The following is a 13970-nucleotide window of genomic DNA, read 5'->3' on the forward strand; positions in this document are numbered from 1 at the left end:
ATCCCCGAGGCCATAATAGCCATCAACAAAGACAACAAAGTCATCCACGGGTTATAACTAACCGATAGGGGCAACTCCAGCGCCACCATACCCRTAAAATCCATGGACCAGAAACCAGCCCCCATAGCGATCGCCCCTCCCAACAGCCAAAACTTCCACCGTTTCGCCGTCCATAGATCCTCACGGACTTGTATAGCCAAATCCATAGGGATATAAGAGGTAATCACAGCAATTGCCAAAGACAAAACCATCAAACCCCAATGGTAATCGCCTGTAATCTGATTATTCATAATCAATTTTGCCCAAGTCGTAAGCATTTCAACAGTCCCGTTAATTCAGAATCCCAGATCGGATTTGGCGGGACAGACCCTTAACATCTCTTTACATGATAAAGGAGTCGCCGGAAACTGCCCCAAACAAGTTAAAATGCTTCTGGCGAACCATCGAACTTAAAATTTGAAGATGACGACCCGTGTAATCCTTGTCCGTCACGGTCAGAGTACCTACAACGCCCAAAAACGCATTCAGGGCCGCCTGGATGATTCGGTTCTCACCGACCAGGGCCGCGTTGATGCCACCTGCGTTGCCCAAGCCCTCCAGGGTTTAAGGTTCGACGCTATTTATCACAGTCCCCTACAACGAGCGCAACAAACTGCCCAACTGATTGGAGCCCGAGTGGGTGCGGCCCCTCCGTTGCAACCGACAGATCTATTGATGGAAATTGACCTGCCTCTGTGGGCTGGACTCCCTCGCCAAGAAGTACGCGATCGCTTTCCCCAAGATTATCAATGTTGGCAACAGAGCCCCCATGAATTTTTCATGGTATTAGAATCGGGGCATAAACATTTCCCCGTGTTAGCGTTATTTGAGCAAGCCCAACAATTTTGGCGACACATCCTCAGCCATCACCCCAACCAAACCATCCTAGTGGTAGCCCATAACGGCATCAATCGATCGCTGATTGCCACCGCTTTAGGAGTTCAACCCCAATTCTATCAAAGTATTCAACAGTCCAACTGCGGTATTAGCATTATCAATATTGGTGATGTCACCCCCGGAGAACTTCCACAACCGGCCGCCGTACAATTAGAATCGATGAACCTCACTAGCCATGTGGGGGATAAACTGCCCTCCCTTCGCCCAGAACATCGTGGACCCAGACTATTATTAGTGCGCCACGGAGAAACTGAATGGAACCGAAAAGGACAGTTTCAAGGTCAGATTGATATTCCCCTCAATGATAACGGGCGATTACAAGCTCGCCAAGCTGCCGATTTTCTCCAGGATATTAAAATCGATTTTGCCATCACTAGCCCCATGGCACGCCCTCGCGAAACCGCAGAAATTATCCTGGAACATCACAGGGATATAGAACTACAATTTGAGGATAATTTCCGAGAGATTAGCCATGGCTTATGGGAGGGTAAATTTGAATCGGAAATTGAGCAAGATTATCCTGGTTTATTAAATCAGTGGAAAACTGCACCGGAAACGGTACAGATGCCAGAAGGTGAAAATTTAAATCAGGTAGGAGAAAGGGTAGCCAAAGGATGGGAAAATATCCTTAATAAATATGATTCCCAATCGGTGACTGGATTAGTGGTTGCTCATGATGCTGTCAATAAGGCTCTGTTGTGTCAATTATTGGGCTTATCACCAGAGCATTTTTGGAATTTTAAACAGGGTAATGGTTCGGTGACAGTGATTGACTATCCCCACGGTGCTAAAGGGGAGCCGGTTTTACAAACTATGAATATTACCACCCATTTATCGGGTAGTATTCTTGACAAAACCGCCGCCGGAGCCCTCTAATACTGGTTGGTAAATATGAGTAGTGAACTCCTGAAACAGGTGCGGGTATTAAACCCCATGGACGGACGAGATCAAGTGGCAGATGTGCTGATTATTGATGGGTATATTACTGCTATTGAATCTCAGATTTATGATTACCCAGAACATACTCAGATCATTGATTCCCACGGTATGATTTTGGGGCCGGGATTGGTGGATATGTATGGCCACACCGGAGAGCCGGGCTTTGAAGACCGGGAAACTATTGCATCTTTACAGGCGGCTGCTAGGGCGGGAGGTTATACCCGCCTGGGGATTTTACCGGATATGCTACCACCGGCTGATAATCTCTCGACTATTAAACATTGGCAAGGTTTAGCCCCCCATGGCTTTTATGTCTGGGGTGCTTTGACTGAGGGGGCGGCGGGGGAGATGATGACGGAATTGGCGGAATTAGCCACTACTGAGATTATTGGTTTTGCGGATGGATATGCTCATCGAAATCTTAATCTGTGGCGGCGAGTTTTGGAGTATGTTAACCCCCTGAAAAAAAACGTGGCTCTGTATTGTTGCGATCGCACTCTGGCGGACTCAGGAGTTATGCGATTTGGGGAAGCCTCTATTTATAGCGGTTTAACCGGGATTCMTGATTATGCGGAAACTGTGGCTATTGCCGCTGTCCTGGAATTGGTGGCGGCGATCGGCACTCCGGTTCATATTATGCGGGTTTCTACGGCTAGGGGTGTGCAACTAATTCGGGAAGCTAAACAGCGCCATTTACCTATTACCGCTAGCACGACCTGGATGCACTTACTATTTGATACAGAAGCAATTACCGGGCGGGGTTCGGACTGTGGTTTAGGCTTTGCGCCTACTCCCTACGATCCGAATCTCAATGTTGACCCGCCTCTGGGTAATCCAGACGATCGCCAAGCCTTAATTCAAGCTATTGTAGACGGGACTATTGATGCGATCGCCGTTGACCACACCCCCTACACCTACGAAGAAAAAACCGTTGCTTTTGCTGATGCACCCCCAGGGGCGATCGGCTTAGAATTAGCCTTGTCTCTACTGTGGAAAACCTTTGTCCAACAGCCAGACACCGTTTTTAATATTCAATGGTCGCCCCTGCAACTCTGGCGAGTTTTAAGCACCCAACCCGCCCAATGCTTGGCTATTTCTCCCCCAAATGTTACCGTCAACCGAGCCGCCGAATTAACCCTCTTTGACCCCGCACAGTCTTGGAGGGTTGATCACACCACCATCAAATCGCGATCAGCTAATACCCCCTGCTGGGGGCAGGAAATTACCGGAAAAGTCATGAAAACCTGGCTCAGTTGACAGCCCAAAAAGTCGGTTAAAAACTGCGATCGACCCCTCCCAGACGGTCTAAGGGCCAGAACCGGACCACAGCCCGACCGATGATATTCTCTCGGGGGACAAATCCCCAATAGTGACTATCAAAGCTATTGTTACGGTTATCCCCCAGAACCAAAAACTGGCCTTCGGGTATAGTTTCCGGTCCCCATTTATATTGGGGTTCTTCGGCAATATAGTCCTCCTCAATAGGTTCGCCATTGACAAAAACTTGTCCGTCGCGGACCTCTAATGTTTCGCCGGGTAAACCAATAATCCGCTTAATGAAAGCATCGTTGTATTGTAGGCTCAGTTCCTCGGTGGGATTGAAAACTACCACATCTCCCCGTTGGGGTTCGGTGAAACGGTAGCTTAACTTATCAATAATCAGGCGATCGTTGATTTCCAGGGTGGGAAGCATTGACCCAGAGGGAATATAACGAGCTTCTGCGACAAAAGTTCGGATACCCAAAGCCAAAATTATACTTAGTCCAATGGTTTTAATGCCTTCAACCCAAGCATTCTCCTCGTTGTGAGATGGTGATGATGGTGAATTTTTGGGTTTTTGGTCTTGATTGGGGACACTGCTCATAATTTTACGGTCAAAGGACAGAATTAATATTGGCAGTAGGGCCTAGGCTTGGCTAGACAGACAAGATCCCGCCTTGATGCACTGTGGCATCACCTGCCGATGGTCTAATATTCTTGATCATAGCTGACCATCAGCTTTTTTGGCAGGTTTTGAGAATATCCCCTAAACATGGTTGCGATCGCCACAGGATTAGCAATATAATACTGGGATTAAGGATACCTCACTCAATCAATAACAGCCAGGGTCTCCGTCGGAATAATTACTTAGAAAACTGACGGTGATCAACGGAGTTTTAACTAAAAATGGTACAGGATCAAAAATCAACGGTTATAGTCACGGGTGCCTCTTCGGGGGTTGGTTTATACGCCGCTAAAGCCCTCGCCGATAGGGGCGCTCATGTCATCATGGCTTGTCGTAACTTGGAAAAGGCAGAAGCCGCCGCCCAAGAATTAGGGATTCCCGAAGACAGCCGCACTATGCTTCATATTGACCTCGGTTCCCTTGAGAGTGTCCGACGGTTTATCAACTCATTCCGGGCTACAGGTAGAACCTTAGAGGGGTTAGTCTGTAATGCGGCTATCTATATGCCCCTAATAAAAGAACCCCTTCGTAGTCCAGAAGGCTATGAGTTGACCATGACTACCAATCACCTAGGGCATTTCCTTCTCTGTAATGTGATGATGGAGGATATGAAACGCTCTCCTGCTGAGGATAAGCGTATGGTGATTTTGGGAACGGTTACCCATAACCCCGACGAACTCGGTGGCAAAATTCCACCCCGCCCCGATTTGGGAGACCTGGAAGGGTTTGCTAAGGGCTTCCGAGAGCCGGTTTCTATGATTGATGGCAAAAAATTTGAACCCGTCAAAGCCTATAAGGATAGTAAGGTCTGCAATGTCCTAACTATGCGGGAATTGCACCGACGCTATCACGAGGAAACTGGGATAACTTTCACCTCTCTTTACCCTGGTTGCGTCGCGGATACGCCCCTGTTCCGCAATCACTATCCCCTGTTCCAGAAAATATTTCCTATATTCCAGAAATACATTACCAAGGGCTATGTGTCCCAGGAATTGGCTGGAGAACGAGTGGCTGCTGTGGTCCTTGATGAGGAATATCGCCAGTCTGGTGCTTACTGGAGTTGGGGAAATCGCCAGAAAAAAGGCCGCCAGTCTTTTGTGCAACGGGTCTCGCCCCAAGCTAGAGACGAGGAAAGAGCCGAGAAAATGTGGAATCTCAGTCTCAAGTTGGTAGAACTGGCTTATTGATTTGTGCCTGAAAATTAACAAGTTGCCGCCGGGTTTTCCCGGCTTTTTTGTCGTTAACCCACAAAAGCTGCTTTGGGTGAGCTGGAAACCGATTTTTTGCTAGAATCTATCCCGGCCCCGATTTGTTGCTAAACTAAGACATTTATACTAAACCAATATGCAAGCTCGTAGAACAGCCCGTGAACTAGCCCTTTTGGGGATGAGCCAACTGCCGTCAAATCCCCGAAAGCTTGAAATTCAGGAAATGGAAGATGTGATCCTCGCTGCTGTCCGTACCTTAACCACAGAGGGACAAGAATCCCTAGAGACGGCTATGGCGGAATTACAACGGGGTAACGATCGCCTTTTGAGTAGCCAAACTAGGGCGGCGGATTTGCAAAGCGCCCGCACTATGGTCGGTGAGGCGATCGCACTGGCTCAATCAGCCATTAATCGTTTATCTACTGCTGTGGAATTGCCGGAATTGGTACAATTGGCAAGTCAGCAAGAAGTACACTCCTATGCTGTCAAGATTTTGGTGGAACTTAACACTCACCGGGAAGCACTCGATAGTTGCCTGGAAGCGGCGATGGTTGATTGGCAATTGGGCCGACTCCCTCACATCGATCGCGATATTTTAAGGATTGCGGTCACGGAATTGTTATATATGGGGGTTCAAGAACAAATTGCCGTTAATGAGGCGGTGGAGTTGGCTAAACGTTACAGCGACCACAACAGTTACCGATTTATTAATGGGGTTCTCCGTCGTGTTGTTGATCAGATGAAAACTCAGTCCTCCTCTCTCCTCTAATTTCAGTGATGCTGTGGGTGTGCTATTAACAATTCCCGCCTCACCAATACCTAAATCTGTTGTTAAATTCGAGTAATTAGTAAAATGGTTTTTAATTGGTTCCGCCGCCAGTTTAGCGATCGCCCCTCAGCAGACGATACCCAACAAGCTGAACCCTCCCCAACTCCATCAMCTCCCGACGAACCCGAAACTAAACAACCGCTATCGCCTACCACTGCTAATGAGGATTATTTGCAGTGGGCTAAGGCCGCCTATCAAAACATTCAGCAACAACAAAAGCCCACAGAATCCTCCACAGAAGCAGCCACAGAAGCGGCTACAGAAGCCCCTGTTGATGATGTTTCCTCCCCCCCCACAGAAGCGCAAGAAAGCACCTCTGAGGCTCAGGAAACCCCCGCAGAATTAACAGAAACCACTGAACCTGTGGCTGTGGTTGAGGAGGTAGCAGAGGAGGTAGCACAGGAAGCCTCAGAAGAGGTCTCAGAAGAGGTCTCAGAAGAGGCGGCGGAAGTTACCGAAACCCCCGAACCTGTAGCAGAGGAGGTAGCAGAGGAGGTAGCACAGGAGGTAGCACAGGAGGTAGCACAGGAGGCGGCGGAAGTTACCGAAACGGCTGAACCTGTGGCTATGGTGGAAGAGAGTATTGATCAGTTGCCAATTTGGGCCAGAACCCAGGCGGAACGACAGGCGAGAATTGAGAGATTAAAAGAAACGGCGATTTCTGAACCGGAACCGGAAGGGGGGGAAACCACAGCCAGCGGTGAGGGAGAATCGACAGATATAGTATTTGATGAGATGTTCCTGTGGTCGGCGGAAGTTTTGGCTAATCAGGGACGGAGACCAGAGGAAGTCGCGGTAGAGGAAATCACCTGGCTACAAAAGCTGTGGAAAGGTTTGGGACGGACTCGCCGTAATTTGCTGAATCAATTAAAAGCGATCGTCGGTCAGGGACCCCTAAATCAGGCGGCGGTAGAAGAAATTGAGGCTTTATTGCTACAAGCTGATGTGGGTGTAGAAGCTACTGATGTGATTATTAAGGCACTACAAAACCGCCTGCGAGAAGATGCTTTACCCCCCGAAGATGCGATCGCCTATCTAAAACAACTTCTGCGAGATCTCCTCGAAAAACCCTATCAAAATGGCTATAGTCCCACATTTGCCCCCGAAAAGGAACAATTGAATATTTGGTTAATTACCGGGGTGAATGGGGCCGGGAAAACTACTACCATCGGGAAAATTGCCCATATTGCCCAAAAGTCAGACTACCGGAGTTTAATTGCGGCTGGGGATACTTTCCGGGCGGCAGCAGTAGAACAGGTAAAGGTGTGGGGCGAACGTAGTGGGGTAGAGGTGATCGCTAATCCCGGAAAAAATACCGACCCGGCGGCGGTGGTTTATGATGCGATCGCTGCTGCTAAATCCCGCCAGACCGAATTGCTAATTATTGATACTGCTGGTAGATTGCAGAACAAAAAGAACCTCATGGAGGAACTTAACAAAATTCGTCGCGTAATAGACAAACAAGCACCAGATGCTAAGGTAGAATCCCTCCTAGTCCTTGATTCAACTTTAGGCCAAAACGGACTACGCCAGGCTCAAGTATTTGCCGAAGTTGCTCAACTTAGCGGTGTGGTCTTGACAAAATTAGATGGAACTGCTAAAGGTGGTGTGGCTTTAGCTGTTGTACAGCAGCTAGGTCTACCGATTCGTTTTATTGGTGTTGGGGAAAGTATCGAAGACCTGCGGCCTTTTTCAAGCTACGAGTTTATCGAAGCCCTGTTAAGTGGTTAAAGCTCTGTTAAAGTGCCAATATGGCTATTTAAGTGTCATCATGGGGAACAGTTAATCATTTTATAGAGACTGAGATTCCCACATATTGCCATATTAAAAAACACCAGATAAGCGATCGCCTAGGGTAAATATTAGCCGCTGGGGGGGGTAGCTCATGATTACTGGTGGTAATTGCCGATTTTGTAGATGGCAGTACCCTGCAGTGTAGCCAGGGATAATCTGTCATGGATAGCCAGAAAACCAGACTTTTGGCAGAGAGACTTTCATTTTTTTGGACTTACTATTGCGCTCTAACCTTCAAAAAATATATACTAATAATATGACTGCTGTGCCACTTCCAAGACACTCAGAACAACCTTCAGACTCCCTTTCAAGTTCCTCAGATGCTGATGTGACATCAGCCTCTCACTTAAAGCAAATGGTGGCTAGACTCCATCGGGAACAGCAAAATATTAATGAGTTGCTGAGTTCCCTAAGTTTTGCCCTCCGTAGCTTTAACAATCTCAATCAATTCTTAGAATTAACTCCCCTAGTTGCTAGTCGAGTGACAGATGCTGATGGGGGTGCTTTGGTGCTGTTTAAACCTAACGGTCAGGTGCGATTTCAACGGTTACATTGCCAAGATGGTCGTCAGTGTCAGGATGTTCGCGCCATCTTAGAAAGGGCTACTAGAGAGGTGATATCCCAGCCTAATGATAGCACCGCCGTGGGAGTGCTTCCCCAGGGTATGGCAACACAATATTCAGCCAGCCTAGACCATCAAGTAAGTAGTTGCTTGGGGTCGGATGTAAAACTTTTTGGCACGGAAATCCTAGTTAATAATACATCACGGGGGCGGTTGTATGTGTTCAGCCATGATCCTGATTATCTGTGGACACCAACCCGCCAGAAATTAATTAGACTGGTAGCAGATCAAACAGCAGTGGCGATCGCCAATGATGAACTATCAGTTTCATTGCGGGAAAAAGAACGCCTAGACCGAGAATTAGAAATTGGTGCAGAAATTCAACTGCGCCTACTTCCCCGTAAATGTCCGAAAATTCCCGGCTTAGAAGTCGCGGCGCGCTGTCAAACCGCCAACCGAGTCGGGGGAGACTATTACGACTTTATCCCCTCTAATTTCGATAAACATGAACATGAGAATCATTCCGCTGAGGGAGAAGTTGGCGGTCACACACCATCGGAACATTGGAGTATTGTTATTGGTGATGTCATGGGAAAAGGAGTCCCAGCCGGGTTAATTATGACCATGACTCGGGGAATGTTGCGCGCGGAAGTTCTGAACCGCCATTCCCCCTCCCAGATTCTCCAACATCTTAACCGGGTGATGTATGCTGATTTAGAAAATTCTAATCGGTTTGTGACTCTGTTTTATTCGGAGTATGACCCGACCACGAAAATTCTCTCCTATAGTAACGCCGCCCATAATCCCCCTTTATTATGGCAAGCCCAAAGCCGCAGCATTCGTCGGTTAGATACTTTGGGAATGTTGATCGGTCTTGATGCTGATACCCGTTACTACCAAGCCCAAGTGCAACTGTCTGCAGGGGATACTGTGATTTACTATACTGATGGCTTTACTGATGCGGCTAATCAACGGGGCGATCGCTTTGATGAAGATAACCTACAGACAGCCTTTCAATGGGCTTGTCAGAACTCCCAGACTCCTAATCGCATTGTAGATCATATATTTGCGGAAGTTCAGAAGTTTATCAGTCCGAGTAACAGTAATATTGATGACATGACTTTGGTTGTGCTACAGGTACAACCTTCTGAAAGTGGGGAGAATGCCGATTATGTCCGTTGATACTTTATCGATGTTGGTGCAAATTTGCAGCCACGCTCACCCTATCCGCCATATTCTGATTTTAACCCCTCACTGGTCATGGGAGTGGGGGGAAGTCGTGGCTACCCTACCAGTGGTATTTGGTCAACAGGTGAATGTTGATTTATGGACTAACGTTAAGAGTACCTGGAATAATTTACTTGAAACTGGACAGCTTTGGGCTTTTTTGATTGGCTTGGGGATGGGGTGGTGGGCGAAAAGCCTATTACCTTAATCGGACATATTTTCCCCGGTCCGTTGATGATCAGACATTTATGGGTAATTTACAGATTATAGGACTATGACTCAAGCTCAAACCTGGAGCCAACGATTTGAAAAGGCTTTACATCCAGCGATCGCCACTTTTAACGCCAGTATCGGCTTTGATATTGAGTTAATCGAGTATGATTTGACAGGCTCGGTGGCTCATGCCAAAATGTTGGTCAAAACTGGGATTATCTCCCCCGAAGAAGGAGAAGCCCTAGTTAATGGCTTGGAGACTATCCGCGAAGAATACCGCCAGGGTCAATTTAACCCCGGTGTCGATGCTGAGGATATTCATTTCGCAGTTGAACGCCGACTTACCGAAATTGCGGGAGATGTCGGTAAAAAACTCCATACAGGGCGATCGCGTAATGACCAGGTGGGGACTGATACCCGCCTTTACCTGAAAGACCAAATTCAACAAATCCGAACCCAGATCCTTGAGTTTCAAGGGGTTTTGCTGGATCTGGCGACCAATCACGTCCATACTCTCATACCAGGATACACCCATTTACAACGGGCGCAACCTCTCAGTTTGGCTCATCACCTACTGGCTTATGTGGAAATGGCGCACCGGGACTGGGAACGTCTGGGAGAGGTTTATCAACGGGTGAATACTTCGCCTCTGGGGTGCGGTGCTTTGGCGGGAACTACTTTTCCTATTGACCGCCACTATAGCGCCGAATTATTGGGGTTTGACCGGGTTTATGCTAATAGTTTGGATGGGGTGAGCGATCGCGATTGGGCGATCGAGTTTCTCAGCGCTTCTAGTCTCATTTTGGTTCACCTCAGCCGCCTCTCGGAAGAAATTATCTTTTGGGCTTCCCAGGAGTTTGGTTTTATCACCCTTACTGATAGCTGTTCCACTGGCTCCAGTATTATGCCACAAAAGAAAAATCCCGATGTGCCCGAATTGGTGCGCGGTAAAACTGGCCGGGTTTTTGGACATTTACAAGGGCTATTAGTCCTGATGAAGGGTTTACCTTTGGCTTACAATAAAGACCTCCAGGAGGACAAAGAAGCCTTATTTGATGCGGTCAAAACTGTGAAAGGCTGTCTCGAGGCGATGACTATTTTGTTATCCCAAGGGATGGAGTTTCGCCCTCAACGTCTCGCTGAAGCTGTGGCGGAAGATTTCTCGAATGCTACTGATGTTGCTGATTATCTCGCCACTAAGGGCGTTCCTTTCCGGGAAGCCTATAATTTGGTGGGTAAGGTGGTCAGAACTTGTCTGGAGTCTGGGAAACTTTTAAAAGACCTTACCCTTGATGAGTGGAAGTCTTTACATCCTGAATTTGATGTCGATATTTATGACGCGATCGCACCTTTACAAGTGGTCGCCGCCCGGAATAGCTACGGCGGCACTGGTTTTGAACAGGTGAAATCAGCCCTCCAAAATGCCCGCGATCGCTGGGAGGCTGCACAATCATAATTATCCGATTAACCGGGTGTATTTAACCCGGTTTCTTGGGGTTTGCTATAGTAATATTTGAATGGTCAATGGTCAATGGTCAATGGTCAACCTACTTGATTAATTAGGCTAAATTTATGGCTCCCACTTGGAACGATTCTCTCAAAATTGGCATCCCCTTGATTGATTTTCAGCATCAGCAGTTATTCGAACAAATGGATTTATTGATTGATAACCTTGAACAACACCGCAGCCCCCAGCAACTTAAATCAACTATAAAATTTCTGGAAATGTATATCAATAACCATTTTAAATATGAGGAATCCTGCATGAATTTATATAAGTGCCCCGTCGCCAAAACTAATCATAAAGCCCATCAGCTATTTGTCTTGAATTTTGAAATGATTAAAACTCGCATCGAACAAGATGATGATTTTAACTCAATTATTCTCAGCATTAAAAAGGACTTGCGCGATTGGTTTATTAATCACATTAAAAGCATTGACACACAACTAAAGCCTTGCCTCCCTCACAAAAATAATGGATAATGTAGGGATGGGTTTGGCTGTGAATTACCTCTAGCAACCGGAAGACTAATAGACCCGCCCTCAATGGATTATGTAATTGATGGCTTTTTGAAAACTTGTATATGTCTACTGATAATCAAGCTGTAGTTTGTCTGAATTTGGGCAATGATTATGTCAAGTCTCAACAATGGGAACTGGCGGCGAATTGTTATCGACAGGCTATCGAAGCTGACCCTAACTTAACCGCCGCCTATACCAGTTTAGGCAGCATTTGGCAACATTGGCAACAACCCCTAAGTTCAGCTAAACAACTCTATCAGCAAATTAGCGAAAATCCCGGTTCTGTTCCGGTGGATTTTTGCTTTCTCCTGGGTGAGAGTTTCGAGAAACATGGGGATAACCAAGGGGTGATCGCTTCCTATAATTTGGCGATCGCTATTAATCCTAAATTGGCAATAGCTCACTATAAAATCGCCCAGATATATCATAACACAAATCAAGTCGATTTGGCAATAGGTGGTTATCAGAAAGCCATTGAATTGCAGCCCAATATATATATCTATTATGTCGGTTTGGGTCAAGCCCTCAGTAGCCAAAAACAGGACGAACAAGCTATCACAGCCTATCGGAAAGCCATTGAGTTAAAGCCAGACTTTTGTTGGTCTTATCACCATTTAGCAGTCATTTTAACTCGATTGGGGCGCGTTGAGGAAGCCATAGCCGCCTATCGCCAGGAAATTACATTAAACCCTGATTTCTATTGGTCTCATTTTCACTTGGGAGATTTACTCAGCCAGCAAAATCAGCCGGAAGAAGCGATCGCCGCCTACCGTCAAGCGATCGCCATTAACCCTCAACAACCAGAAGCCCATCAACGGCTGACGGAGATTTTATCCCGCCACCAAAAAACTGGGGAGGATGCCCTTTTAACGGGGAGGTATGAAGAGGCGATCGCTATTTATCGGGATATGGTGGCAGCTAGACCCGATTATTCCTGGGGATATTATGGGTTGGGTTTAGCATTACTCAACCAGCGACAATGGCGAGAAGCCATTGATGTATTTAATCAGGCAATTAGTATCAATCCTGATTGCTTTTGGTCTTATAATCACCTCGGTTATTGTCTGTTTAAACAGGGTAAAATCTCCCCGGCTATTGATGCTTATAAACAGGCGATCGCCATTGATCCAGAAATCCCAGAAGTCTATATTCGCCTCGGTGATGCCCTCTTACAACAGCCAGATATTGATGGGGCAATTGCCGCTTATTTAGACGCTATTAAAGCCCAACCAGAAGCCGAGATAGCATATCTAAAACTGCGGCATTTACGCACCTATAGTTTTATCAAATTACAACCGGAGCAAATAGAGGCGATCGCCTCTAGTTATCAACAAGCAATTTCCCAGGTTCCCCACTATCCAGAACCCTATATAAATTATGGAGATTTACTCACCGAAATCGGTCAAATTTCCGAGGCTATTTCCACCTATAAACAGGGAGTCTTAGCTAAAACCAAAATCTGTCGCCCCGAATTTTTTAGCAACCACTGGGAAACCGCATCAGTTCAAGGTCCGAATTTTATCATTATTGGCGCTCAAAAAGCTGGCACAACCTCCCTGTATGAATACCTTTGTCATCATCCCCAGGTAATTCCTAACCTCCATAAAGAAGTCGATTTTTTCATTTGGCAATATTACCGAGGTTTAGACTGGTATCTCGCCCATTTTCCCCCCATTCCCCCTGGCGGCGAATTTCTCACCGGAGAAGCCAGCCCTAGTTATATAGTCGATAGTAAAGTATGCGATCGCCTTTACCAAGCCTTCCCAAAAGTCAAGCTAATTGTCACCCTAAGAAATCCAGTAGATCGAGCTTTTTCTCAATATCAAGACCATAGAAATTGGATGGGTCAAGAAAAGCGCACTCTCCAACAGGCCATGATAGATGAAATTGCCATTCTCGATACCATTGACGACCCCACCCTAGCCGGACGGAAATTTTGGGGATGTCAATATGGTTATCTACTGCGGGGAATGTATGTTTATTTTCTGGAAAAGTGGATGCAAAAATTCCCACCCGAACAGCTTTTAATCATCAGCAGTGAACAATTATACACCCACCCCCAGAACACCCTCAAACAGGTCTTTGAGTTTTTAGGTCTTCCCGACCATCAACTCTCCGAATACCCCCGATATACCGCAGGTTCCTATAATCCCATACCAGAAACATTACATCAGACCCTAGGCGACTTTTTCCGTCCCCACAACCACAAACTCGAGGAATTATTAGGCAAAAAATTCCATTGGTCCCCGTAGGGTGCGTCAGACCCCAGCCATTTTGATATTACCCAAAAATTCT

General features: G+C 46.7%; 12 protein-coding genes. 10 read left to right on the top strand and 2 right to left on the bottom strand.

Annotated elements, in window-relative coordinates; translation table 11 throughout:
• Positions 1-290: MHYT domain-containing protein (locus B9T16_RS18225; protein WP_410245410.1), on the bottom strand; the 290-nt coding region annotated here is incomplete at its 3' end.
• Between the two features lie 172 nt (positions 291-462).
• Between B9T16_RS18225 and B9T16_RS18230 the strand changes: the two genes are divergently transcribed.
• Both B9T16_RS18230 and B9T16_RS18235 read left to right on the top strand, forming a co-directional pair.
• Entirely contained in the window at positions 463-1812 is a 1350-nt protein-coding gene (locus tag B9T16_RS18230) for a histidine phosphatase family protein (RefSeq protein WP_410245411.1), read from the top strand.
• Between the two features lie 15 nt (positions 1813-1827).
• The gene (locus B9T16_RS18235) at positions 1828-3132 is read left to right on the top strand and encodes a dihydroorotase (protein ID WP_410245412.1); all 1305 of its coding nucleotides are present in this window, start codon (positions 1828-1830) and stop codon (positions 3130-3132) included.
• Positions 3133-3148: 16 nt separating this feature from the next.
• Here B9T16_RS18235 and lepB read toward each other — a convergent pair whose 3' ends face one another.
• On the bottom strand, positions 3149-3739 hold the full coding sequence (gene lepB, locus B9T16_RS18240) for a signal peptidase I (RefSeq protein WP_410245413.1): 591 nt from the start codon (positions 3737-3739) through the stop codon (positions 3149-3151).
• Positions 3740-4041: 302 nt separating this feature from the next.
• Here lepB and B9T16_RS18245 point away from each other — a divergent pair, with 302 nt between their 5' ends.
• The 8 genes from B9T16_RS18245 (at position 4042) to B9T16_RS18280 (ending at position 13927) form a co-directional block, all read left to right on the top strand.
• On the top strand, positions 4042-5007 hold the full coding sequence (locus tag B9T16_RS18245) for a protochlorophyllide reductase (protein ID WP_317270151.1): 966 nt from the start codon (positions 4042-4044) through the stop codon (positions 5005-5007).
• Positions 5008-5164: 157 nt separating this feature from the next.
• Complete coding sequence (gene nusB, locus B9T16_RS18250) at positions 5165-5797, top strand: transcription antitermination factor NusB (protein WP_006619210.1); 633 nt, start codon at positions 5165-5167, stop codon at positions 5795-5797.
• A gap of 84 nt (positions 5798-5881) precedes the next feature.
• Positions 5882-7588 (top strand): signal recognition particle-docking protein FtsY, encoded by a 1707-nt coding sequence (gene ftsY, locus B9T16_RS18255; protein ID WP_410245414.1) that lies wholly within the window; start codon positions 5882-5884, stop codon positions 7586-7588.
• 319 nt (positions 7589-7907) lie between these two features.
• Entirely contained in the window at positions 7908-9395 is a 1488-nt protein-coding gene (locus B9T16_RS18260; protein WP_410245415.1) for a GAF domain-containing SpoIIE family protein phosphatase, read from the top strand.
• Entirely contained in the window at positions 9385-9648 is a 264-nt protein-coding gene (locus B9T16_RS18265; protein WP_410245416.1) for a hypothetical protein, read from the top strand. Before B9T16_RS18260 ends, B9T16_RS18265 begins: the two co-directional genes overlap by 11 nt.
• A 66-nt stretch (positions 9649-9714) precedes the next feature.
• Positions 9715-11109: an argininosuccinate lyase gene (argH, locus tag B9T16_RS18270; protein WP_014274558.1), complete on the top strand. Its 1395-nt coding sequence runs from the start codon at positions 9715-9717 to the stop codon at positions 11107-11109.
• A 116-nt stretch (positions 11110-11225) separates the two neighbouring features.
• On the top strand, positions 11226-11636 hold the full coding sequence (locus B9T16_RS18275; RefSeq protein ID WP_410245417.1) for a bacteriohemerythrin: 411 nt from the start codon (positions 11226-11228) through the stop codon (positions 11634-11636).
• Positions 11637-11737: 101 nt separating this feature from the next.
• A complete protein-coding gene (locus tag B9T16_RS18280; RefSeq protein WP_410245418.1) occupies positions 11738-13927 on the top strand; it encodes a tetratricopeptide repeat-containing sulfotransferase family protein in 2190 nt (729 codons plus the stop codon).
• Positions 13928-13970: the final 43 nt, after the last annotated feature.

Source organism: Arthrospira sp. PCC 8006 (assembly GCF_046480465.1).
Lineage (GTDB): Bacteria > Cyanobacteriota > Cyanobacteriia > Cyanobacteriales > Microcoleaceae > Limnospira > Limnospira platensis.